This window comes from Paenibacillus caui (assembly GCF_019904135.1).
In the GTDB taxonomy this organism is placed as follows: Bacteria; Bacillota; Bacilli; order Paenibacillales; family Paenibacillaceae; genus Fontibacillus; species Fontibacillus caui.
On the sequence record NZ_JAIOGQ010000003.1, the window covers coordinates 78961 to 102158 of the forward strand.

At 50.7% G+C, this 23198-nt stretch carries 20 protein-coding genes and 1 other annotated feature; of the genes, 15 read left to right on the top strand and 5 right to left on the bottom strand.

Features of this window, described 5'->3' with window-relative positions:
- Window positions 1–90 precede the first annotated feature (90 nt).
- Together K7397_RS02815 and K7397_RS02820 are read left to right on the top strand one after the other, a co-directional pair.
- Window positions 91–648, top strand: coding sequence for a copper amine oxidase (locus K7397_RS02815; protein WP_223066425.1), 558 nt, complete (start codon window positions 91–93; stop codon window positions 646–648).
- A gap of 101 nt (window positions 649–749) precedes the next feature.
- A complete protein-coding gene (locus K7397_RS02820; RefSeq protein WP_223066426.1) occupies window positions 750–1067 on the top strand; it encodes a DUF1292 domain-containing protein in 318 nt (105 codons plus the stop codon).
- 111 nt (window positions 1068–1178) lie between these two features.
- Here K7397_RS02820 and K7397_RS02825 read toward each other — a convergent pair whose 3' ends face one another.
- Window positions 1179–2654 (bottom strand): aminotransferase class I/II-fold pyridoxal phosphate-dependent enzyme, encoded by a 1476-nt coding sequence (locus K7397_RS02825; protein WP_223066427.1) that lies wholly within the window; start codon window positions 2652–2654, stop codon window positions 1179–1181.
- A 186-nt stretch (window positions 2655–2840) separates the two neighbouring features.
- Between K7397_RS02825 and K7397_RS02830 the strand changes: the two genes are divergently transcribed.
- On the top strand, window positions 2841–4127 hold the full coding sequence (locus K7397_RS02830) for an MFS transporter (RefSeq protein WP_223066428.1): 1287 nt from the start codon (window positions 2841–2843) through the stop codon (window positions 4125–4127).
- A gap of 120 nt (window positions 4128–4247) precedes the next feature.
- Here the strand turns inward: K7397_RS02830 and K7397_RS02835 are convergent, their stop codons facing one another.
- Window positions 4248–4871, bottom strand: coding sequence for a DUF1054 domain-containing protein (locus K7397_RS02835; RefSeq protein WP_223066429.1), 624 nt, complete (start codon window positions 4869–4871; stop codon window positions 4248–4250).
- A gap of 312 nt (window positions 4872–5183) precedes the next feature.
- Between K7397_RS02835 and K7397_RS02840 the strand changes: the two genes are divergently transcribed.
- The 6 genes from K7397_RS02840 (at window position 5184) to ptsP (ending at window position 11742) form a co-directional block, all read left to right on the top strand.
- Window positions 5184–5780 (top strand): hypothetical protein, encoded by a 597-nt coding sequence (locus tag K7397_RS02840; protein WP_223066430.1) that lies wholly within the window; start codon window positions 5184–5186, stop codon window positions 5778–5780.
- 184 nt (window positions 5781–5964) lie between these two features.
- A complete protein-coding gene (gene gndA, locus K7397_RS02845) occupies window positions 5965–7374 on the top strand; it encodes an NADP-dependent phosphogluconate dehydrogenase (protein ID WP_223066431.1) in 1410 nt (469 codons plus the stop codon).
- A gap of 174 nt (window positions 7375–7548) precedes the next feature.
- A complete protein-coding gene (locus K7397_RS02850) occupies window positions 7549–8073 on the top strand; it encodes a shikimate kinase (RefSeq protein ID WP_223066432.1) in 525 nt (174 codons plus the stop codon).
- A gap of 14 nt (window positions 8074–8087) precedes the next feature.
- Window positions 8088–9380, top strand: coding sequence for a 3-phosphoshikimate 1-carboxyvinyltransferase (gene aroA, locus K7397_RS02855; RefSeq protein WP_223066433.1), 1293 nt, complete (start codon window positions 8088–8090; stop codon window positions 9378–9380).
- 32 nt (window positions 9381–9412) lie between these two features.
- On the top strand, window positions 9413–9847 hold the full coding sequence (locus K7397_RS02860) for a CoA-binding protein (protein ID WP_223066434.1): 435 nt from the start codon (window positions 9413–9415) through the stop codon (window positions 9845–9847).
- A gap of 170 nt (window positions 9848–10017) precedes the next feature.
- Entirely contained in the window at window positions 10018–11742 is a 1725-nt protein-coding gene (gene ptsP / locus K7397_RS02865; protein ID WP_223066435.1) for a phosphoenolpyruvate--protein phosphotransferase, read from the top strand.
- A 91-nt stretch (window positions 11743–11833) separates the two neighbouring features.
- On the opposite strand, the gene K7397_RS02870 is transcribed toward ptsP, so the two are convergent.
- A complete protein-coding gene (locus K7397_RS02870) occupies window positions 11834–12364 on the bottom strand; it encodes a type 1 glutamine amidotransferase domain-containing protein (RefSeq protein ID WP_223066436.1) in 531 nt (176 codons plus the stop codon).
- Between the two features lie 114 nt (window positions 12365–12478).
- On the opposite strand from K7397_RS02870, the gene K7397_RS02875 reads away from it, so the two are divergent.
- The 4 genes from K7397_RS02875 (at window position 12479) to K7397_RS02890 (ending at window position 15483) form a co-directional block, all read left to right on the top strand.
- Window positions 12479–12946 carry a hypothetical protein gene (locus K7397_RS02875; protein ID WP_223066437.1) on the top strand — a complete coding sequence of 156 codons (468 nt, stop codon included), beginning with the start codon at window positions 12479–12481 and terminating at the stop codon, window positions 12944–12946.
- A gap of 209 nt (window positions 12947–13155) precedes the next feature.
- Window positions 13156–13494: a bacillithiol system redox-active protein YtxJ gene (gene ytxJ / locus K7397_RS02880; RefSeq protein WP_223066438.1), complete on the top strand. Its 339-nt coding sequence runs from the start codon at window positions 13156–13158 to the stop codon at window positions 13492–13494.
- A 114-nt stretch (window positions 13495–13608) separates the two neighbouring features.
- Window positions 13609–14613: a catabolite control protein A gene (gene ccpA, locus K7397_RS02885; protein WP_223066439.1), complete on the top strand. Its 1005-nt coding sequence runs from the start codon at window positions 13609–13611 to the stop codon at window positions 14611–14613.
- A gap of 165 nt (window positions 14614–14778) precedes the next feature.
- Window positions 14779–15483 carry a 5'-methylthioadenosine/adenosylhomocysteine nucleosidase gene (locus tag K7397_RS02890; RefSeq protein WP_223066440.1) on the top strand — a complete coding sequence of 235 codons (705 nt, stop codon included), beginning with the start codon at window positions 14779–14781 and terminating at the stop codon, window positions 15481–15483.
- Between the two features lie 51 nt (window positions 15484–15534).
- On the opposite strand, the gene K7397_RS02895 is transcribed toward K7397_RS02890, so the two are convergent.
- Window positions 15535–16170 carry a GNAT family N-acetyltransferase gene (locus K7397_RS02895; RefSeq protein ID WP_223066441.1) on the bottom strand — a complete coding sequence of 212 codons (636 nt, stop codon included), beginning with the start codon at window positions 16168–16170 and terminating at the stop codon, window positions 15535–15537.
- A 396-nt stretch (window positions 16171–16566) separates the two neighbouring features.
- Here K7397_RS02895 and acsA point away from each other — a divergent pair, with 396 nt between their 5' ends.
- A complete protein-coding gene (gene acsA, locus K7397_RS02900; protein WP_223066442.1) occupies window positions 16567–18297 on the top strand; it encodes an acetate--CoA ligase in 1731 nt (576 codons plus the stop codon).
- Between the two features lie 82 nt (window positions 18298–18379).
- Here acsA and K7397_RS02905 read toward each other — a convergent pair whose 3' ends face one another.
- Window positions 18380–21457 carry a transglycosylase domain-containing protein gene (locus K7397_RS02905; protein ID WP_223066443.1) on the bottom strand — a complete coding sequence of 1026 codons (3078 nt, stop codon included), beginning with the start codon at window positions 21455–21457 and terminating at the stop codon, window positions 18380–18382.
- A gap of 155 nt (window positions 21458–21612) precedes the next feature.
- Window positions 21613–21873: a binding site (T-box leader), on the top strand.
- Between the two features lie 64 nt (window positions 21874–21937).
- On the opposite strand from K7397_RS02905, the gene tyrS reads away from it, so the two are divergent.
- Window positions 21938–23191 carry a tyrosine--tRNA ligase gene (gene tyrS / locus K7397_RS02910; protein ID WP_223066444.1) on the top strand — a complete coding sequence of 418 codons (1254 nt, stop codon included), beginning with the start codon at window positions 21938–21940 and terminating at the stop codon, window positions 23189–23191.
- Window positions 23192–23198 lie beyond the last annotated feature (7 nt).

The window sequence follows — 23198 nt, forward strand, 5'->3', positions numbered from 1 at the left end:
ATGAGATTTTTACTTCATTCGACCGCAACTTGAGATAAAGTCCCCTCGTATAATTGTACAGCAGCGATGATAGATTGGGGGGATTACGATATGAAATGGAAGAGAACGACGGCGTTTGTGCTGTTGTTTTCCCTCATGGGCAGCACGCTATTGTATGCGGACGGGGTTACGCAGAAGATCAAGGTTTTGTATAACGGCCGGGAGCTGGCTGACGGAGCTTACGTCATTGATGGGAAAACTTATGTTCCAATCCGTGAATTTAACGGACTTGTTACGTATAACGACAATGCCAAGGTGGTTTCTTTCAACAAACCGAATGTGCATATGTTCCTGTTTAAGGGGGAAACGCCTTTTGGAAATGTAAATGTAGGGAAACTGAAGTTTAATGTCTTTTGTCAGATCGACAGCTTGAGAACGGATATTAGCGCTGTTAAAGTGGCTATCACCGCGCCTGACGGAACGGTGAAGTCGATACAGTCCCAGAATATTGGCAGCAATCAGAAGGACAACTTCTGGTTCCGGACTGACGACTTTACTTACGATTTCAAAAGTTCCGGCAAATATTCGGTCGGCTTCTATATCAAGCAGTCCCAAAGTGATGATTATACCTTGATCTCGGAGAAAATCGTCAACGCAATTGACAATTAGGGATTGCCTGGCCGCCAAAATTGACCTGCTTCCTGGAAAATGATACGATACGATGGTAACAGGCAGGTTTTTCTAAAACAACCAGGAAAGTAGGTAGAATCATGAGCGATCACAAACATGAACATGGCGAAGCATGCGGATGCGGACATGATCACGATCACGAACATGAAGAGTTCGTGTTAACTTTGACGGATGAAGAAGGCAACGAGGTGGAAATGGCTCTTGTGGAGACATTCGATGTCGGAGAGAACGTGTATGCGCTGCTTCTGGAACGCAATAATCCCGAAGCCGACGGCATTATTCTCCGTCTGGAAGAACAGGAAGAAGAAATGGTTCTTCTCAACATTGAAGACGAAGCAGAATGGGCTCGTGTAGAAGAAGCCTTCAACGAACTGGTTGCTGCGCAAGACGAAGCATAAGCTGAATCTTCAAAGCCTAAAAAGCTCCCCTTAAAGGGGAGCTTTTCTACTTGAGATGCCGGCAAAGAAACGGCACAAGCTTCAGAGCAGAGCTTGTACCGTTATTTCGTTCTAGAAAATAGGATCCGCTTCAATGATGACCTTGACGTTGTTGATATTGCGGTCCTCAGGGCCTTTGACGGGAAGACCCACCTCCACGTGATCGACAATATAGTCGATATTCTCCTGGGTAATGACTTCGCCTGGAAGCAGAATTGGAATCCCCGGCGGGTACACATAAATAAATTCTGCGATAATGCGTCCTGCCGATTCCCGGAACGGAATAACCTCGGTATCCGCATAGAAAGCATCGCGCGGAATCAGGGACAGCTGCGGGATTTCCGGCGTTTTGACAATGAGTTCCTTGACTTCGCCTACTTTATAGAAAGTTCTGGACAGTTCGCGCAGCGCTATGATCAGCGTGTCGACCGACTCGCGGGTATCTCCGGGTGTAATCAGACAAAGAATGTTATACATGTCAGAAAGCTCAACTTCGATATTATAATGCTCCCGGAGCCAGTTCTCCGTCTCGTAACCGGTGATACCCAAATGGCGGACATGGATCGTCACCTTGGTCGGGTCCAGCCCGTACGTGGCTTCTCCACCCAAAATTTCCTTGCCGAAAGAATAAAGTCCTTCAATTTTGTTGATTTCATCACGGGCATAATTAGCCAGCTGTAAAGCATTATTCAACATTTCGTGGCCGTTCAGAGCCAAATTCCGCCGTGCTGCATCCAGCGAAGCCAGCAGAATATAAGAAGTGGACGTTGTTGTCAGCATGCTTATAATCGTCTGAATACGCTGTGGATTCACCAGGCCATTTTTGGTGTTTACGTTCAAAATGGAGCTCTGGGTCATGGAACCGCCCAGCTTGTGCACGCTGGTGGCCGCCATGTCGGCTCCGGCCTGCATCGCCGATGCCGGAAGGTCCTCGTGAAAATGGATGTGCACGCCATGCGCTTCATCGACAAGGACCGGTATGTGGTGGCTGTGTGCCAGCTCTACGATTTCTTCCAAATGAGCCACAACTCCGAAATAGGTCGGATTGATGACGAGCACGCCCTTGGCGTCGGGATGCCGTTTCAGCGCACGGCTGACAGAAGAGGTCGTAATGCCATGGTCGATTCCGAGGTTATGGTCCTGGGCAGGCGAAACGAATACAGGCTTCGCACCGGCGAAAATGATCGCAGACATAACCGATTTATGAATGTTGCGCGGAACAATGATTTTATCGCCGGGAGAACAAACCGACATGATCATCGTCATAATGGCGCCGCTTGTCCCTTGCACGGAGAAAAAGGTGAAGTCGGAGCCGAACGCATCCGCCGCAAGCTTTTGAGCTTCTTCAATGACACCCGTAGGCTGATGAAGATCATCAAGTGGAGCAATATTGATCAAGTCGATGGACAAGGCGTTGTCACCGATAAATGTTCGAAATTCTTCGTCCATTCCTATGCCTTTTTTGTGTCCCGGAATGTGGAACTGGACGGGGTCGCCGGCCGCATGGTTTTTCAATGCGGTAAAGAGCGGCGTGCGGTTGTGGTCCATCTGAGGCCGTCACTGCCTTTCTAATGTGAAATATAAACAAAGTTGAGTATAACAAAAAGAGAGGGGAATGCAAGCATCTGATGCATTTAAGAGATCTGCGAGTCGAGGGTTAAAATGATTCCATTAAAGGGTAGACTGTTAACCAGACACGATTTTGATAACTTCGGGTGGGGGTGGAAGATAATTATGCAGCTTAAGAGCAAAGGGATAGGCCGAGAACTGCTGACACCGACATTCATTTATTTATGGTTGATTATGTTCCTTGTCGAGCTGGTCAAAAGTGCTTTGCTGGTGACCATTTTGCCAGTTTACATGGGAAGTGTGCTCCAGCTGTCCGCCTTTGCCATCGGATTAGCATTATCGCTTCAGTATATTGGAGACAATTTTTCCCGAGGTCCTGCCGGATGGATCGTAGAACGTATCGGGTTTCGGGCTACCATGCTGTCTGGCTTAGTGATTTCCGCGGGAGCGGTCGCGATGATCGCATGGACCAAGCAGGCGGGATTCATCGCACTCGCCAGCACGCTGCTTGGTATCGGAACGGCGCCGCTTTGGCCTTGCGTCCTGATCGGAATATCGGATATATCCAGCAGGAATCAAAATTTTGGCACGGCCATGGGAGTCATCCAGATGTCAACTTTGGGCGGGACAGGCGCCGGACCGGTTGTGATCAATTTTTTCGTCGATAAATCTTACAGCCTGGTCTTCTGGATTTTGCTTGGCTGCCTGGCGGTAACGATTGCGCTGGCTGTACTGCTGCCCGGCATGAGCAAGGATGCTGCAAAAGCGGATCGACAGGTCGGCAGACTGCCAAAGAAGGGAAATCTGCTCCTGGTCGGAGGAATCAAGAAGCTCGGAGCCAATCTGAAGCATACATTCATTGAAATTCGAAACAATCTGCATGTAAGTCCCCTGCTGTATCCTGCCTTGTTTCTACAGTCGTTCGCCGTAGGGCTTCTGACCCCGGTCATTACGCTGTACATCCGAACCGTATTGGGGTTATCGCCGGGGGCTTTTAGCAGCATGCTGATCGTCGGCGGCGGGATAACGGCTCTGGGACTGATACCGGTAGGTAAAATGGTCGATAAGTTTGGTACGAAGATGTTTTTGCATGCCGGATTTCTGACGGCTTTCTTGTCGATTTTGGGCTTGGCCCTGTTCCGTGAGATCACGATGGTATGGGTGCTCGTTATTGGTCTCGGTGTGAGCTATTCATTGATTCTGCCAAGCTGGGATACGAAGATTGCGCAGTATCTTCCGGAAGGAGAGAAGGGCACGGTTTGGGGACTGTTTCTGACTGTACAAGGATGCGGAATGGTGATCGGCCCAATCGTATCCGGCAAACTTTGGGATATGCTTGGTCCGTCAGCTCCGTTTGTAGCGAGCGCCATCTCGATGGGAACGTTGTTCTTCCTGCATCTGTGGCTTTCGCGTCCGCAGACAGAGTTTGCAGGAAAACCGCACAAGGCTTAGGGAGCTTGCTCCCAACCCGCTGTGCCAATACAAGTATAGCGGTTTAGTACAACGTACGCGAGGAGTTTAGCGCAAGTTGCCTTGAAATCTAGAAAAGAGCGGGACGAAGCCCGCTCTTGATCAAAAGGAACCCTTGTACAGCGGAAGCAGCGTTTCGAAGGTCTGCTCGATAAGGTTCGTAAGCTCGTTTCCGTCCTTAAGTTCTTCCGCTGTGCGCGGAAGGCTCAGTCCGCACAAAATTTCCGATTTCTTCACTTTTTGCAGCCTTTGTCCCATCTCCGCAAGACCGCTTTCCGACAGTTCTCCATTCAGCCTGCCGCCAGGCGTCATATGGTCAAGCGACCAGAAGTAGCAGTCCGGGACAAGGCGCTTGACCTGCTCGGCATGCTGCTCCAGGTAGCGTCCGAATACCGCTTTATTCGGGCTCTCATAAATGACCGCGAAAACGATGAACAGATGCGTGGCAAACAGACCAACTTGAAAATGAGGAAGCGCCTTGTACCCGCGGCTGTTACTGCTCCAGGCGACCCAGGTATCATTAGGCGGATGGACGGTCCGTCTGGCATGCTTCGCCACATGGGGATACATCTCGCTGCCGCAGAGCCCGGAAAGAAACGGCCCTACTTCCGCTCCGATGCCCTCCAGCTTCGGGCGAACGTTGGCGATCAGAGCCTCCATTCTGGACTCGAGGCCGGGAACGGCCATGCTGTCAAAATCTTTATCGGTAAACCCCGTAATCGACATATATCTATCTTCCTCCCGTTTATGTAGCAAAATCGGCCGGCAAGTGCCAGCATGTCCCGATTATAGCACAGGTTATACGCCCGCGCTTCGCGCTGGCTTACGGACGCTGGCCGCCCCTAATGGAGGCCGCTCTTTCCTGAAGCTTCAGGCTATCGGCAGCCCGCTGCCCCTATACAAGCTGCAGAGAGGTTAAAAATAATCATTAATCCAAGTTACCTTCACATAGGATGGAGTATAAGATATTGTAAGCTTGCTTACGCTTGTGACGAATGATCGTCTTGCAGGGTGCAATACGCCAGAGGAGGGAGTGCCGTGAATAAGAGCTACGAGGTCGAGTACTGTAATTTGGATCTGCGTTTCGAGCGCCGGCACCTGCAGCAGTTGATCCGTGATTTGATCCAGGACGGATATTCGCTGTATTGGAGCGAAAATGACTCCATCTTTATTATTTCGGTGCGAACCGGCCGGAAGCTGACAAAGCTGCGGTTTGAACGGCTCGGTCAAGGTTATAAGCTGGTTGGCGACTATATCATCAAAGACGCCAAGCTGGCGGAATGGCTGGAGAAGCTGATTGGAGACCTGCGGGGGCATGCTGTGGTCAAAAGAATCAAAGACAGGCAAATTTTAATTGAAAATATTTTATTCGGCGAAGTGATCCGACAAGTCCAGATTTCAGGAATGGAGCATAAAGTCTTGTATCAAAAGGATCCTGTACCTAGCGCAGCCAAATTTGCCCAGATGTATAAATCCCAAATGTCTGAACGGCGAATAGAAGAACTGCGAACGAAGCTGGATGAGCAGCTTGCGAAACTGCATGCGGCCATCCGGGCCGGCAGCACGGAAGAGGCGGAGGCCATCAAGAACGTGCTGCAAGGCATCCGGCGGGATTTGATGGAGCTTGAGTGGTAACCGGATGGGGTATCTTTATTAAAGGAAGGCAGGACTGTTTTTCATCGGACATAAGCACCTCGGAACTGTAGAATTCCAGGGGTGTTTTATGTTGGTTTGATGAAGGATTTTTGCATGAGTGGATATTAACGCGTTAAAATGATATTATTTTGATATATACAATGTCGCAAAGGATGGAGAGCAGATGTCAAAACAGCAAATTGGCGTTATTGGACTTGCCGTCATGGGTAAAAACCTGGCGCTGAATATTGAAAGCAGAGGATTTACGGTTTCTGTATTTAACCGTTCTCCGCAGAAGACGCACGATCTTCTGGAAGAAGCAAAAGGCAAAAACCTGGCAGGCACTTTTTCGATTGAAGAATTTGTAGAGTCGCTTGAAAAGCCGCGCAAAATTTTGATCATGGTACAAGCCGGTCCGGCAACGGACGCAACCATCGAGCAGCTCGTCCCTCACCTGGATGAAGGAGATATTATTATCGATGGAGGCAACGCGTACTTCCCTGATACGCAGCGCCGCAGCAAAGAGCTTGAAGCCAAAGGGTTCCGCTTTATCGGCACCGGTGTATCCGGCGGCGAAGAGGGTGCGCTCCATGGTCCTGCAATTATGCCTGGCGGTCAGGAAAGCGCCTACGAGCTTGTAAAACCGATTCTGACGGCTATTTCCGCCAAAGTAAATGGCGATCCTTGCTGTACATATATCGGACCGGACGGTGCCGGGCATTACGTGAAGATGGTGCACAACGGCATTGAATACGGCGATATGCAGCTGATCGGAGAAGCTTACCATTTGCTGAAAGATGTACTGGGTCTTGACGCCAAGGAATTGCACGAAATTTTCACCGAATGGAACAAAGGGGAACTGGACAGCTACCTGATCGAAATAACAGCCGATATTTTCTCGAAATATGATGAAGAAACCGGCAAGCCGATGGTTGATGTCATTCTTGACGCAGCCGGACAGAAGGGTACGGGAAAATGGACGAGCCAAAGCGCCCTTGACCTCGGCGTACCGCTGTCCATGATTACGGAGTCCGTATTCTCCCGTTTCCTGTCCGCCATGAAGGAAGAGCGCGTAGCAGCCAGCAAAATTTTGAGTGGGCCTGCTGCTGTTAAAGCGTTTGACGGGGACAAACAGGAATTTATCGAGAACGTCCGCAAGGCGCTCTTCGCCAGCAAGATCGTTTCCTATGCCCAAGGCTTTGCGCAAATGCGCTCCGCTTCCGACGAGTACGGTTGGGATCTGAAATATGGCAACATCGCCATGATTTTCCGCGGCGGCTGCATCATCCGTTCTCAGTTCCTGCAGAATATTAAGGATGCCTATGATCGTGATCCTGCGCTCAAGAACCTGCTGCTGGACCCTTACTTCAAAAATGTGGTTGAGAGCTATCAGGATGCATGGCGCAAAGTCATCAGCGCTGCCGTATCAAACGGTATTCCTGTACCGGGCTTCTCCAGCGCCCTGTCTTACTATGACAGCTACCGCACAGAGCGCCTCCCGGCAAACCTGCTTCAGGCACAGCGCGACTATTTCGGAGCGCATACCTTCAAGAGAGTGGACAAGGAAGGCGTATTCCACCATCAGTGGTTCTGATTGTCCGGTTTGGAGGAAAAGCGTCAGGATCGGCTCAGGCAGCCGGACCTGGCGCTTTTTTCAGAATAACAAGCAAAGTGTCTATCAGCGCCAAACCTTTTGTAAAAGGGAATGCCGACTTGAACGACATGTGATATGATAGGAAAAAAGTTAACAACAGAAGGTAGGTGCGTCATGCAGCCGGAACAGGTCAACTGGATCCTCGTCGGCATGATGGGAACCGGTAAATCCACGGTCGCGGCGCTGCTCGCGAAGGAGACAGGCAGAAAGATGGTCGATCTTGATGCGGAAATTGTCCGTGAAGCCGGCTGTTCGATTCCGGAACTGTTTGAACAGCAGGGGGAAGCGGAGTTTCGGGCTCTTGAATCGCGGATTCTTGCACGGGTTCTTGAAGGACAAGGAATTGTTCTGGCCACAGGAGGCGGGGCTGTTCTGAAGCCTGAGAACAGACGGATTATGCTGGAGAACGGATGGGTCATCGCTCTGAAGGCCGATGCCAAGACGATATTTGCCCGGGTCGGCAACGATTCGAACCGGCCGCTGCTCACTGGAGGAGCGGAGGAAAAAATCAGCTTATTGCTGGAAGAGCGGAAGCTTGCCTATGATTTCGCCCATTGCACGGTGGATACATCGGACCTTGGGGAGGAAGAAGTGGCTATGAATATTTTAATGCGTCACCGCGTTTATCCACAATCGTGAGAGGAGCAAATGGAATGGATATCATCGTTAGGCCAACCCCTGAACTAAAGGGTGAAATTCAGGCGCTATCATCCAAAAATTATACTACACGCTATCTGCTGGCTGCGGCTCTTGCGGAAGGAACAAGCACGGTAAGATATCCGGCGCACAGTCAGGACAGCGATGCGATGCGCCGCTGCATTGCTGATCTCGGTGCAGTGCTGGAAGAGAACGATGAGCAAATAGTCATTAAGGGCTTTGGGAAAAACTTGAGCGGGGTTAAGGAGCTGAACGTTGGCAATGCGGGAGCGGTTTTGCGTTTTCTCATGGCCATTGCCTCCCTCTCTCCTGAAATTACGTTTATTAACACCTATCCGGATTCGCTTGGAAAACGTCCGCATGACGATCTGATCGATGCGCTGCAGCAGATCGGCGTCCAGGTCGAGCACCAGGAAGGCCGGCTGCCGATTACGATCCGCGGCGGAGCGCCAAAAGGCGGCAAAATTAAGGTATCCGGCGAGGTAAGCTCTCAATATCTGAGCGCACTGCTGTTTCTGACGCCTCTCCTTGCTGAGGACAGCGAAATCGAAGTGACCGGGGATTTGAAGTCCAAAGTCGTTGTCGGACAAACGCTTGAAGTTTTGGAACAGGCGGGGATTACCGTTCAGGCTTCTGACGATTACACGACTTTCAAAGTACCCGGAGGGCAGGCTTATAAAGCCCAAACTTATACGGTTCAGGGAGATTATCCGGGGTCTGCGGCCATTCTGGCGGCGGCTGCCGTTACGAATTCGGATGTTACCGTACACCGCCTGGAAGAGCGGAGCAAGCAGGGAGAACGTGCGGTTGTAGACGTGCTTCAGATGATGAATGTGCCGCTGCGGCATGAAAACGGCATCGTGCATGTGCAAGGAGACGGCCGGTTGCGGGCGGTTGAATTTGACGGTGACGCCGCAACGGATGCTGTGCTTGCCATGGTTGCAGCGGCTGTCTTTGCAGAGGGAACGTCGCGTTTTTATAACGTCGAGAATTTGCGCTATAAGGAATGCGACCGCATTACGGATTTTCTTGCCGAGCTCAGAAAAGCCGGAGCGGATGTGGAAGAGAAAAGGGATGAAATTATAGTCCACGGCAAACCGTACGGTGTGGAGGGAGGCGCCACGATCGACGCCCATTATGACCACCGGGTAATTATGGCGCTGACCGTTGTAGGTTTAAGAGCCAGAAATCCGCTTGTTATCAAGGATGCCCATCATGTGGCCAAATCCTATCCGCAATTTTTTGATCATATCGCCGCGCTTGGCGGATCTGTAGAATGGGTATCGTAAACTTAAGATAAAGAAGAAAGGCGGGACCCCGGATGGCTTTTAAAAACCCGGAACGCGAGGAAATCAAGGAAATTCTGGAGTCGGCCCGAACGATCGCCGTAGTCGGACTGTCCGATAAAACGGACCGTACTTCGTATATGGTGGCGCAGGCGATGCAGAAAAGAGGATACCGCATCATTCCGGTAAATCCGGCCGTGAAGGATGACATCCTCGGGGAGAAGACCTATGCCTCGCTTAAAGACATTCCTGAGCCGATTGACATTGTGGACGTTTTCCGGCGCAGCGAATTTACGCCCGATATCGCGAAGGAAGCGGTGGAGGCCGGTGCGAGAACCCTTTGGCTTCAGCAGGGGATCGTGAACGAACAGGCTGCCGAAATCGCAGCGCAAGCCGGCCTCAAGGTCGTAATGGACCGCTGCATCAAAGTCGAAGATGCAATCACGCAGCCCCGAAGAGATGCTCTATGATGCGCCACCCAAAAAGAGCCCTCGGGGCTTTTTTTATCGTTTTGCGCCAGATTAGTGGGATAATCCTTTTGTCTTGAAATTCCTTTGACAATCTGCAAAGCGAAGATTACCATAACTAGGGTAAAGAGAGCACAGCTATCATTCGCAAGCTGAAGGGGTCTGAGTTTATTATGATACAAGGTATTGGCGCTGCTGCCGGCGTTGCCATCGGCAGGGCTTTTGTATTGCCCGCCTGGGAGATGGACGTTCAGGACCGGCGTTTGGAAACCATCGATCTCAGCAAAGAGTTCGAGCGTTTGCATGAAGGCATCATTACTTCCAAACATGAAATCGAAGAGATCAGAAATGAAATTCAGCAAATGGTCGGTAAAGAAGAGTCGACCATTTTTGACGCGCATCTTGCGATTTTGGAAGATCCGGTGTTCATGAGTGAAATCAGAGGCATTATCGAAAGACAGTATAAAGCGGCGGAGGTTGCCGTAAAAGAAGCCATTGACCATTTTGTGACAATGTTTGATCTGCTTGACGATGAATATATGAAGGAACGGGCCCTCGACATCAAGGATGTCGGCAACCGCCTGCTGAAGCACTTGCTGGGGACGCCGGAAGTGACGCTGCCCAAGGATAATCAGCCTTACATCCTGGTTGCCAAGGAGTTCTCGCCTTCCCAACTGGTCCATCTCAATCCAAACAATGTACTGGGAATGGTTACGATGGTTGGCGGAAAATCCTCCCATTCGGCAATCATGGCCAGAGCGCTCGGCATTCCGCTTGTATCGGGTTTTGAAGACAAGCTTAACCGGATGATTCAGACCGGGGATCTGCTGGTCCTTGATGGCGATGAGGGCTGCTTGTATGTAAACCCGGACACTGATATTGTGGGGCGCTATACTTTGGTTGCCGAGAAGCAGAAGCAGCGTAAAGAACAACTGCAGCTGCTTGCATCTGAAGATGCGGTAACGCACGACGGAATCCATTTCCATTTGGCCGGCAATATCAGCTCCTTTAAGGAATTTGAGCTGGCAGTCAAGCATGGAGCCGAGGGTGTGGGGTTGTTCCGGACCGAGTTTTTATATATGGACCGCGCTGCATTTCCAAGCGAAGAGCAGCAGTATGAAGTATATCGCAAGGTGGCCGAACTTGCAGGAGAGCATTCGGTAGTCATCCGCACGCTGGATATCGGCGGAGACAAGCAGCTTGAATATTTTCCGCTGCCGAAAGAAGACAACCCGTTTCTCGGCTACCGGGCGATCCGGATCAGCCTTGACCGGCGGGACCTGTTCAAGACCCAACTGACTGCCATTCTCCGGGCCAGCGCTTACGGCAATGTGAAAATCATGTATCCGATGATCTCTTCGGTCGAGGAAATCCGCAGCGCCAATTTCATATTAAGGGAGGCTATGGCCGATCTGGACCGCAGGGGATTGGCCTATAATCGGGAAGTTCCGGTCGGCATCATGATTGAAGTCCCGGCCGCGGCAGCTTCTGCCGATCTGCTTGCCGAGGAATGCGATTTCTTCAGCATCGGGACGAACGATCTTGTTCAATACGTGCTGGCCGTAGACCGAATGAATGAAAAAATTGCCCATATGTACCGTCCTTTTCACCCGGCCGTGCTCCGTATGATGAAGACAGCGGTGGAAGCGGCCCATCTTCGGGGCATCCCGGTCAGCGTGTGCGGAGAGCTTGCCGGCGATGAACGGGCCATCCCGTTGTGGGCATATCTGGGTGTGTACAATCTGAGCATGTCGCCGCAAGCTTTGCTCAGAATCAAGCACCGTCTCCTGAACATCAGCGCAGCGGAGGAAGCCCGCATCGGCGAACAATGCTACACTTGCAGAACGGCTATGGAAATTGAAAGCTTCCTGGCGTCAAGACAGCTTCAGGAAGGCTGAAGCGTGAAACGGTTCAGCAAATAAACAGGAAAAGGCGGCTTTCGGACTGATATAGTCGGAAGGCCGCCTTTGTTTTCCGTTATTATGAAATTTATTTCCCCGAGCCGAAAAGGGCATCGCAGAATGCTTTGCCGTATGGCGGCAGGTCGGGCGGGCGGCGCGCGGAAATGATGTGCCCATCCACAACGACGGCCTCATCTTTCCATATGGCGTCTGCGTTCTCCATATCATCCCGGATTCCCGGAGTGGAAGTCACCGTTACTCCCTTCAAAATTCCTGCAGAGATCAAAACCCAGCCGGCGTGGCAAATTTGCCCGATCGGTTTTTTGGCTTTATCCATGTCGCGAATCAGTTCAAGCACCTTCGGATAACGTCTGATTTTGTCAGGAGCCCAGCCGCCTGGGACAAGAATGCCGTCGAATTCGCTCGCATTCAGTTCATCGTAGCTGGCTTCGGCTACAGCGGGCACCCCGTATTTTCCAATGTACTTTTTGCCTTTTTCCGCACCCGCGAGTACGACCTCCGCACCCTCTTCGCGAACGCGGTATACCGGATACCATAGCTCCAAATCTTCAAATTCTTCGTCTATGAGTGCAATGACTCTTTTTCCAGATAATCTCATATTTGAATCCTCCTGTATAATTCTCTATTGACGAAATAACGATTCAATTATTTAATTGTATCAAAAATAATTCTATAATTCACACGTCCGGTTCCCCTGAAAAGGACAGGCTGTGTGAAAAGTTTAGATATAGAGGAAGTGGTCCAAGTGTACGCCCGCTGCAATTGTGGACAGAACAAGAGCCTTGGTTTTAGAACCGTTATTCATGAAAGAAGAATCCGGATAAACAAAGTTCCGATATGGGAATGCGAGCACTGCGGACGATACGAGGTTTACTCCAAAATCAAGTCCCACTTATGCGAGGTGCTTGGACAGCTTAAGAGCCAGTCCGGCCTTGCCGGTGTCACCTTTACCGAACTCAACGAGCTTGCTGATGTGATGTACGAAATTTATAAAGAGAATGAATCTGCGGAGCTGGATGCGGATCTGTTCACTTCAGAGATGGCGGCCCGCTGCAAAGAACGGATCAACCTGCTGCTTGACGTTTATGGCTATGCCAAAAATAACGGCGACCGGGAGTGGATGGAGAAACTGATGGAACGCCTTTCCCAGCTGACTCTTGCACCTGCGAAAGCTACATAACTGAGGGATCTTGGCTAAAAGGCCCAATATGATTCATTGACTTGTGATTGAAAATGAATTTTCAAAGGCTGAAAAGATTATTTGGTGCGCCTTTTAAAGTTTTATTGAAAATTTTCATGGAAATTGGCTTTTTTCTTTTCTTTTTGATAAAATATCAGAAAGTTCGATTATTTATTCGTTTTGATGATTCGGAAAGGGGTTAGATCACGGTGTCTGCAATGACTCAAATTACTTCAGCCGAACAACTGCAGGATGTATTGAAAGCTTCGGCAAACCAGCCGGTTCTGCTGTTTAAGCACAGTACGCGCTGTCCGATCAGCGCCCGGGCCTATCAGGAAGTTTCAGACTATTTGAACGATCAGCCAAATGAAAACGTCATCTATGCTCTGATTCATGTTGTCGAAGATCGTCCGGTTTCCCTGGAGGCTGCAGATTTGCTCGGTGTGAAGCACGAATCCCCGCAGGCAATTCTCGTGAAGGACGGAAAAGCGGTGTGGAATACATCCCATTCGGGCATCACTTCTGAAAATCTGAAGGAAAATCTATGAAAGTGAAGCGTTATCATTGCAGAATGCAGTATTTTGTCGTATCATAAGACCTAACAAAGCTCCTTACCTAACCCGAAGAACGAATGAAAATTTATTGGCAATGGAGAGAAGAATGTGACGGTAACCATTTACGATGTGGCACGCGAAGCAGGAGTCTCGATGGCCACGGTTTCACGGGTTGTGAATAATAACCCTAATGTGAAGCCGCAGACCCGGAAGAAAGTGTATGAAGCAATTGAACGTCTGGGATATCGTCCGAATGCCGTTGCCCGAGGGCTTGCGAGCAAGAAGACAACTACGGTCGGCGTGGTGATTCCGGATATTTCAAACTCGATTTTTGCGGAAATTGCCCGGGGGATCGAAGACATAGCAAACATGTACCACTATAACATTATTTTGTGCAATGCGGATAAGAAGAAGGAAAAGGAAATTCGCGTCATCAACACCTTGCTTGAGAAGCAGGTGGACGGGCTGTTATTCATGGGCGGTACTGTGACGGACGAGCATCTTCAGGCTTTCCAGACGTCAGCCGTACCGATCGTGCTTTGCGCCACGAGCGATGAGAACGGTGTTATTCCTTCGGTCGACATTGACCATGAAGCTGCCGCTTTTGATGCGGTAAGCGCGCTGATTCGTCATGGACATCGCGAGATTGCGATGATCAGCGGCACCTTGCAGGATCCGGCGAACGGGTATGCCCGTTTTCAGGGTTACAAGAAAGCGTTGGAGAAGGCTGGGATCGAGTACCAGGAAGATCTTGTCCGGATTGGCAACTACCGTTATGAGTCCGGCGTAGAGGCGATGAAATATTTTATTGGCCTGAAGAAACGTCCGACCGCCATTTTTGCCGCAACCGACGAGATGGCGATTGGCGCCATTCACAGCATTCAGGACGATGGACTTAAAGTTCCGGATGATTTTTCGATTATCAGTGTCGACAATACCCGGATGGCTTCGATGGTACGTCCTCAGCTCACTACGGTGGCCCAACCGATGTACGACCTTGGAGCGGTTGCCATGCGTTTGCTTACAAAGCTGATGAAGAAGGAAAATGTGGAGAATACGCGGGTTATTTTGCCGCATGAAACGATTCTGCGTTTATCCGTAAGTCATTTGTAAAATTACTTCATGTAAAACCAGATTCATAGGGTTCACCTTAAAAAGCTCCTCTGCGGGAGCTTTTTTTTGAGAGTGATGATTCCCGCTAAATACGGAACCTGTCTCTTGAGGGACAGTCCGGCGGCTGCTTATAGCCGTACATATATGGAAGGAGCTGATTGCTGCGTGGAGCGTATTGGAATCTTAGGAGCTATGGATGAGGAGATTAAGCTGCTGCTTCAGCAAATGGACTCGAAGGAGACCCATACTCATGCCGGCATTTCTTTCATTGCCGGAACATTTCAAGGCCGCAGTGTCGTCGTATGCAAATCCGGTGTCGGAAAGGTAAATGCGGCAGTCACCACACAGCTGTTGATCGACCGGTTCAAAGTTGCTTCAGTGCTGTTTACGGGCGTGGCCGGCGCTGTGAACCCGAAGCTTCAGATCGGAGATATCGTCATTTCATCTTCCTGCCAGCAGCATGATATGGATGTAACCGCGCTGGGATTTGAAAGAGGTGTGATCCCTTATCAGGAGGTATCGGATTTTCCGGCGGATAACGGTCTTGTTCAATTGGCCAAAGAGGCCTGCGAAAAGGTCTGCCGGGACCATCAGTTTATGGTCGGCAAGGTGCTGTCGGGAGACCGCTTTGTGGCCGACCGCGCCGCCGTGCAGGACCTGCATGACGCCATGAACGGGGCATGCGTGGAAATGGAGGGGGCGGCTGTGGCGCAAGTATGCTTCATGAACAGCGTTCCTTACGTTGTGCTGCGTTCGATGAGCGACAAGGCGGACGGGTCGGCGCATGTTAATTTTGCTGAATTTACGGTGGAGGCATCTAATCGCTCTTACGCGATTCTGAGCGAAATGCTCGGGAGCATAAAATCATAAGAAATGACGTAAATTCCAATTAGGATAACCAAAAGAAATTCGGCGGGCGATTTAGTACATAAACCGCTGGTGGAAGCGAATCCGGTCAAATTGTTCTTTCGAGGCCAGCGGTACATCGCGCCCTACCCGCACCATGAGGCAATTGGCAGGATGGGAACAGATTTCGGGGTCGTCTGTCGCATACCAGACCATGTTCACGCTCTTCATCAGCTTCTCCATCATTCGCCGGTACTCCCAAACTCCGAGGCCGCTTGTTGTAAGGTCCCAGTGCCAGTAATATTCAGTCGTGAACACAATATACGGCTCCAATTGTCCCATTTCGAAAGCGGTGCGGAGCATGGAGGAACCGGCTCCGAATTTCCGGTATTCATCCGCAACCTCAATGGCGCCAAGCTCGATCAGGTCCTGCATGTTTTCTTCCGACCAGCGCTCCATTTCATCCGGGTAATGAAAGGTTACATAGCCTACTATCGTTTCCGTATGCCTTGCTATGATAATCCGTCCTTCGGGCAGGCCTGCGATTTCAATGAGAGCTTCATGCTGCTCGGGAGGAGGCCGAAAAGCATCCAATGAAGGGTGCATGCGAAGCGTGCGCAACATACCGGGATCGACGGGTCCCTCTACAATAAGCGGCTCATCCCTGGTGGAAGGGAGTTCATGTCTGCAGTGGATTTTGGAGTGGAGCATTCGTTTTTAGCCTCCTTCCTCTTCCACTCACTTATAACAGAAAAATGAAAAATTGAAAAGTTATAGCGCCCTTCATTGCCATATGTTATAATGCTTTTGACATAAAAAGTTCACAATTCCAAAAGAAGTACATCTATTCTCCCCGAGACGCACTTGATTCAAGCAGCCCCATTTTTGTTTTTCTCCAAACAACATTCATCCGTTCGGTTTAATCCTGAAATATGAGCCAAGGATCAGTTTATTTGTTCTCCCTAACTTGTATTTCGCAGCAGAAACGGATCTCGTCGCCACAGGACGGAACCCGCCGTTTTTGCTTGTTTTGCTCTATTATGTATCCGTTTTCATTCAGAGTGCACCTAAGCAGCGTGTGCATGAACATTTAAGGAGGATGAAGCGATGAACAAATTGCAGGGAGAAATCATTTCAGCGGCGGCGGCCTACTCCAACATGGGAACATACGAGGATGAACGCAAGCAATTTGAGTGGGCGGATGTAGAGAAGGACTTTACATGGCACCGCACAGGCCTTGTCAACATGGCTTATGAAGCGATCGACCGCCATGTGGCGGAAGGACGGGGGAACAAGACCGCACTTGTCTACTCCGATGCCAATCGTGAGGAGTCGTATACCTTTGCAGACCTTCAGACATTGTCGAACAAATTTGCGAATGTGCTGCGCAGACACGGGATCGGCAAGGGAGAAAGGGTGTTTGTCTTCATGCCCAGAACTCCTGAGCTGTACATCAGTATTTTGGGCGCCATCAAAGTGGGAGCTGTCGTTGGTCCGTTGTTCGAAGCGTTTATGGAGACGGCGGTAAAGGACCGGCTGGAAGACAGCGGCGCGGTTGCTCTCGTTACGACGAACGCTTTGCTGCCGCGTGTAAAGGGGGAAGAGCTCCCGGAGCTTCGAACTGTTGTGGTCGCAGGGGAAGCTTTTGAGACAGCCGGGGCCGAAGGGGTTTACCATTTTGAAACAGAGATGAGTTTGTCCGCCGAGAATGCCGACATCGAATGGGTCGACCGGGAAGACGGACTTATCCTTCACTATACCTCGGGTTCCACCGGCAAGCCAAAGGGCGTATACCACGTTCATAATGCGATGCTGCAGCATTATTTTACGGGCAAGATGGTGCTTGATTTGCGCGAAGACGATATCTACTGGTGTACGGCAGACCCGGGATGGGTTACCGGAACCTCGTACGGCATCTTTGCTCCTTGGCTGAATGGGGCCTGTAATCTGGTGCTTGGCGGACGGTTTCATCCGGCAGACTGGTATGGAGCTATACAGAAATTTGGCGTCACCGTTTGGTACAGCGCGCCTACGGCATTCCGCATGCTGATGGGAGCGGGGGAGGAACTGGCTAGCACGTACGATTTGTCGAGCCTGCGTCATGTTCTGTCCGTCGGCGAACCGCTTAACCCTGAAGTGGTGCGGTGGGGGCTGAGCACATATGGGCAGAGAATTCACGATACCTGGTGGATGACCGAGACAGGAGCACAGCTCATCTGCAACTATCCTTCAATGGAGATCAAGCCCGGTTCCATGGGCAAGCCGCTGCCGGGAATACAGGCTGCGATTATCGATGATCAGGGCAATGTATTGCCGCCGAACCATATGGGGAATTTGGCGATCCGGACACCGTGGCCGTCCATGATGCGCCGTATTTGGAACAATGAAGCGAAATATGAAGAATACTTCAGAATCCCGGGCTGGTATATATCAGGTGATTCCGCGTTTATGGATGAGGATGGCTACTTCTGGTTTCAGGGCCGAATTGACGACGTTATCAATTCATCTGGAGAGCGGATCGGACCGTTCGAGGTCGAGAGCAAGCTGGTAGAGCACCCGGCTGTGGCCGAGGCCGGCGTGATTGGCAAGCCGGACTCTGTGCGCGGAGAAATCATCAAGGCGTTCATCGCTCTGCGGGACGGTTACGAGCCAACGGAGGAGCTGAAAGCGGAAATTGCCCGGTTTGTAAAAGAAGGCTTGTCCGCCCATGCCGCGCCGCGTGAAATTGAATTTAAAGCGAAGCTGCCGAAGACCCGTTCCGGCAAAATTATGAGACGGGTGCTGAAAGCGTGGGAATTGAATCTGCCTACCGGCGATTTGTCCACGATTGAAGATTAATTTATTGTTTTCGATAAAAAAAGAGGATCCCTTGAGGCAGCCATTGAAAACGGCCCAGGGAATCCTCTTTCTTTGAATGATTTCAGTTCTTCTCAATACTCAGCGAACCGGAAGGACTGGATTCTCCGCTAACGTTCACTGCGGTGATCCGGATAAAGCCGCTCGCAGGAGCACCGGCATACTCAAACTGGGTAAGCTCTGTCGTACCGACCAGCGTATAATTGCCATCAGCATGATCCGAGTAGTAGATATTGTAGGCTGTTACCTGATCTTCGGACGGATTGGCGTTCCAACTGAGCGTAATACCCGAATCGTTCCATACGCCTTGAGGCTGGCCCGGCTCGGAAGGCACATTTGCAGCCTCTCCGTTAGAACCCGGATCTCCCTCACCGACACCGGGGATTCCGATGATGCTGCCGGGCGCAGAACCGTTATTCAGTGAAACCTGGCTGCTTGGAGCGGATTCCTTGCCCACCACATCCACAGCGGTCACATAATAAGCGTAGTTGTTGCCCGCAGAAACGTAGTCGACAAAACGAGTGTCTTCTCCCAGCTTGGATCCTGCGTACTTAAAATCTCCTCCGTTTAACGCCTTGTAAAAACGGTAGCCCGCGATATCCGCCTCATTGTTCTTGTTAAAGGTGATAATCGCTCGGCCTGTGGAGGAATCAACAGCGACTCCTGCTGGCGCTACCGGCACCATTCCGTCATCGACCCGCGGATCGACCTCATACGGAGCATCATCGCCAGCATCTTTTGGGAGATAGAAGCTAAGCGGTTTATGGTCGCCTTTCATTTTGGCAAAAGCGTTCTCGAGCTCATCAATGAGCTCCTTGATCGGCTTCTCTCGCTTCATTACGACTTTCTCCAACACCATATCGGATGGCGTTTCGTCGTGCGGAATATAGTTTACACCGTTATACGTAACATACTTGGCGCGAACGAGAACATCATCCTGCTTCTTCGGTACATATTTGGCATTGAAAATATCGGTCACAGTCTTGCCGGCCTGCTCCGTCAGAGGCGTAGGCAGAAGTCCGCTGTAGCCCGACACGGTCATTCTGACAATTCCATCCGGCTTCTCGAAAGCTTTGGTCTGGAACAGCTCGGGTTTGCTGTCTGCGACTTCATTCATGACTTTAGCCCATATTTTTCGGGCGCGCTTCTTGCCGTCATCGGTCAGCGTATTGGCCTGTTCCGAATAACCGATCCAAATGCCAAGCGTCACATCCGGCGAATAGCCTTCGAACCAGACATCCGCATAGTTCTGGGTTGTACCGGTTTTACCTACAACCGGAATTTTGCCGTATTCCTTGAACTCGCTTGCTACCGAATGGCCGGTTGAGCCCGGCTCTGAAATGACAGTCCGGAGCATGTCCGTCATCAGGTACGCCGTCTGCTTGGAGAAAACACGCTTCGGCTCAGGTTTATGCTGGTAAACGACATTGCCCTTCGAATCCTCGATCCGTTCAATCATATAGGCATCGTTGAAGACTCCCTGATTGGCAATTGCTCCATAAGCGTTCGTAAGCTCCTCAACGCTTACACCATGGGCGAGCCCGCCAAGAACGCCGGTCTGTGCCTGATAGTCCGAATCTTCGAGAGTGGTAATGCCAAGGCTTTTCGCAAAAGCCCATGATTTATCAATGCCAACCACATTATTGAACAGCTTGAGCGCCGGAATGTTGCGCGATTCGTTTAGCGCAGTCCGTGCTGTAACGAGTCCTTTATACCCACCGCTCGAGTTCACCGGAATATGAAAGCCCTTTTCATAGTCTTTCAGGATGATCGGTGAATCGTCGATGATGCTTGCCGGCTGGATCAACCCATTCTCCAGGGCAGGAAGATATGCGGCAATCGGCTTCATGGTCGACCCCGGCTGGCGTACCATTTGGGTTGCATAGTTCATTTGTTCCGTGTAGAAATCCCGGCCTTCAATCATGCCAAGTATAGCGCCGGTTTTATGATTGATCAGCATGCCTGCAACCTGCTCAAGCCCTTTCTTCTCACTGTATGGTGAGAAGTTATCCGGGTTGCCCGACACCTTGTGCATGGCGTTGTACACTTTCTTGTCAATCGTCGTGTAGATCCGGTAGCCGCCGGTAAGCAGCTGCTGTCTGGCATCCTCGAGAATCTGGCTGTTCTCTTTGCTATCCAGCGCACTTTGGTCCAGCCCGGGGTTTTTGAGCTTGGCAAGAATTTGCGCTCCTTGACGCTCCGTTTCCAGCATCAGATAGGGATAAGTGTCGTATGCTTTCTTCATTGTCGGAGCGAGCGCGGACTTAAGATCAAATGCCAGTGCTTCATTGTATTGGCTCTGGTTGATTTTTCCTTCCTCCAGCATGCGCAGCAAGACAAGACGCTGCCGTTTGACCGCGCGGTCAAACGCTCCCTGATTGAACTCCCCTTTGCCGTTAAAGGCCGAGTACGTTGAAGGGAGCTGCGGAAGACCGGCCAAATAAGCGGCCTCAGCAATATTCAGTTTGTTCAGATCATTGATCCCGAATATCCCTTTGGCTGCCGCCTTAATTCCATACAAATTATAGCCTGACGCTCCGTTGCCGAATGGAACCTTGTTCAGATAAGCCGTCAAAATTTCCTGTTTGGACAAAAACCGCTCCAGACGGAGGGCCAGGAGAATTTCCTTGAACTTTCGGTTATCCGTACGGTCCAGGTTCAGGAAGACGCGCCTCGCCAGCTGCTGAGTCAAGGTACTTCCGCCGGTTTGAATATCCTCTTTGAGAACCCGCTGCTTGACGGCGCGAAGCGTTCCGCTGATGTCAACGCCCTTGTGCTCATCGAAATGATTGTCTTCAATGGCGATTACTGCGTTGATAACGGAAGAAGGAATTTCCTTATACTCGACAGGCCGTCTGTCTTCTTCCGAACGAAGCTGCCCGATGGGTGAAGCATCCCGGAAGTAAGCAAAAGTGGTGATGTTATTATAGCTGATCTTGTCCTGGATTTCTGCCTGGGACCTTATCGGGTCATCCTTTACAATGGCGGAAAGATAACCGAACCCAGTACCGCCGATAAACAGCACTCCGGCCACGGCAAGGACGAATAGTCCCAGGATAATTCTCCATACGACCCGGCCTTTGCTTCTTTTCTTAGACTGGGTTGCCTGCTGTTCCGGATTGTTGTCTTTATCAAAAGCCATGAGCATCCTCCTTTTAACAGCAACATTATAGCACAAAATATGCGGTTTGAATCGTTCTTTCGACCAACCGGGGCCGTCCTGCCCTTCCGGGAATACCGGCAAGCCTTGACTTGCCGAAATGTTCTGTGTTATAAAAAAACTCAAAGCTGCATATTCGAAAAGCTGAGAAAGACACAAGTAAAAGGCAGGATTACGCTGGCAGAGAAACGGTGGATGGTGCGAACCGACAGAGCGGTCCCCTTTGAATTACAGTCTGGAGCTGTCCGGGGGAAAGCGCTTTGCCGCAAGTAGTCTGGTACCGGGCAACCGTTATGTTAATGAAGTGAAGATCGATGCTGCTTTCGGCCTGCTTTTTTTCCGGGAGTCCATCGGTTTTAATTAGGGTGGTAACGCGAGCGCTCCTTCTCGTCCCTTTGGGATGGGAAGGAGCTTTTTTGTGTTCGTTTTACGCTTAAGATCAATTATTTGGAGGAATGAATCGTGAAGTGGGATGAATTGTCATTGCCGCAGCGTGAGGAAGTGGAGCGCCAGCTCGGCATCCTTAATCGGGGTATTGTAGAGACGGTTCCGGAGGAGGAACTGAAGCACAAAATCATGAAATCGGTCGCTACGAATGAGCCGCTGAAAATTAAGCTGGGTCTGGATCCGTCGGCTCCGGACATTCATGTCGGCCATACGGTCGTCATGCAGAAACTGCGCCAGTTCCAGCAATTGGGACATCAGGTTCAGCTTGTCATCGGCGACTTCACAGGGATGATCGGCGATCCGACGGGCAAATCGGAAACCCGCAAGCAGCTTACAAGGGAAGATGTCCTTCGAAATGCCGAGACTTACAAGGAACAGATCTTCAAAATTCTGGATTCGGAGAAGACGCAGGTATTTTTCAATTCGGAATGGCTTGCGCCGATGAACTTTGCGGATGTCGTTAAACTTGCAGCCAAAGTGACGGTTGCCCGTATGCTGGAAAGAGATGACTTCACAAAGCGTTACCAGAGCGGACAGCCGATCAGCATCCATGAATTTTTCTACCCGCTTATGCAGGGCATGGATTCCGTAGCGTTAAAAAGCGATGTCGAGCTCGGAGGAACGGACCAGAAATTCAACCTGCTCATGGGCCGGACCCTTCAAAAGGAAGATAAGCTTGAACCTCAGGTTATTATGATGACGCCGCTGCTGGAAGGCCTGGATGGTGTGAAGAAAATGAGCAAGAGCCTCGGCAATTACATCGGCATCGATGAAGAGCCAAATGAAATTTACGGCAAAGCGATGTCTGTGCCGGACGAGCTGATGATCAAGTATTACGAACTGGTCACCGACCTGTCCAATGAAGAGCTGAAAGCGATCGAAGAGGGGCTGAAGGCCGGAACACTGCATCCGCGTGACGCCAAAATGAAGCTGGCCCATACGCTTGTCCGCATGTACCACAGCGAAGCGGACGCGGACAGCGCCGAGGAGCATTTCGTTACGGTGTTTCAGCAGCGGGCGCTTCCGGATGACATCGAAGAGGCCCGAATTGCGGCATCCGAATTTGACGAAGGGGAGATTCGCCTGATCAAGCTGATAACACTGGTTGGCTTTGCTTCTTCCAACGCTGAAGCGAAGCGCAGCATTCAGCAGGGCGCCGTCAAGATCAATGAAGAAAAGCTGACGGATATAGGGGCGGCTGTAGCCGTCCAAACCGGGGACATTTTGCAGGTGGGTAAACGCAAATTCGCGAAGCTGATTGTACAATAATACGGGA

Coding starts and splice junctions, on each gene's coding strand:
- K7397_RS02860 (WP_223066434.1), top strand. CDS start 9,413: ATGGCTTTTAAAAACCCGGAACGCGAGGAAATCAAGGAAATTCTGGAG.
- acsA (WP_223066442.1), top strand. CDS start 16,567: ATGAACAAATTGCAGGGAGAAATCATTTCAGCGGCGGCGGCCTACTCC.
- K7397_RS02830 (WP_223066428.1), top strand. CDS start 2,841: ATGCAGCTTAAGAGCAAAGGGATAGGCCGAGAACTGCTGACACCGACA.
- K7397_RS02815 (WP_223066425.1), top strand. CDS start 91: ATGAAATGGAAGAGAACGACGGCGTTTGTGCTGTTGTTTTCCCTCATG.
- K7397_RS02835 (WP_223066429.1), bottom strand. CDS start 4,871: ATGTCGATTACGGGGTTTACCGATAAAGATTTTGACAGCATGGCCGTT.
- K7397_RS02820 (WP_223066426.1), top strand. CDS start 750: ATGAGCGATCACAAACATGAACATGGCGAAGCATGCGGATGCGGACAT.
- gndA (WP_223066431.1), top strand. CDS start 5,965: ATGTCAAAACAGCAAATTGGCGTTATTGGACTTGCCGTCATGGGTAAA.
- aroA (WP_223066433.1), top strand. CDS start 8,088: ATGGATATCATCGTTAGGCCAACCCCTGAACTAAAGGGTGAAATTCAG.
- ptsP (WP_223066435.1), top strand. CDS start 10,018: ATGATACAAGGTATTGGCGCTGCTGCCGGCGTTGCCATCGGCAGGGCT.
- K7397_RS02850 (WP_223066432.1), top strand. CDS start 7,549: ATGCAGCCGGAACAGGTCAACTGGATCCTCGTCGGCATGATGGGAACC.
- K7397_RS02870 (WP_223066436.1), bottom strand. CDS start 12,364: ATGAGATTATCTGGAAAAAGAGTCATTGCACTCATAGACGAAGAATTT.
- K7397_RS02895 (WP_223066441.1), bottom strand. CDS start 16,170: ATGCTCCACTCCAAAATCCACTGCAGACATGAACTCCCTTCCACCAGG.
- K7397_RS02905 (WP_223066443.1), bottom strand. CDS start 21,457: ATGGCTTTTGATAAAGACAACAATCCGGAACAGCAGGCAACCCAGTCT.
- K7397_RS02825 (WP_223066427.1), bottom strand. CDS start 2,654: ATGGACCACAACCGCACGCCGCTCTTTACCGCATTGAAAAACCATGCG.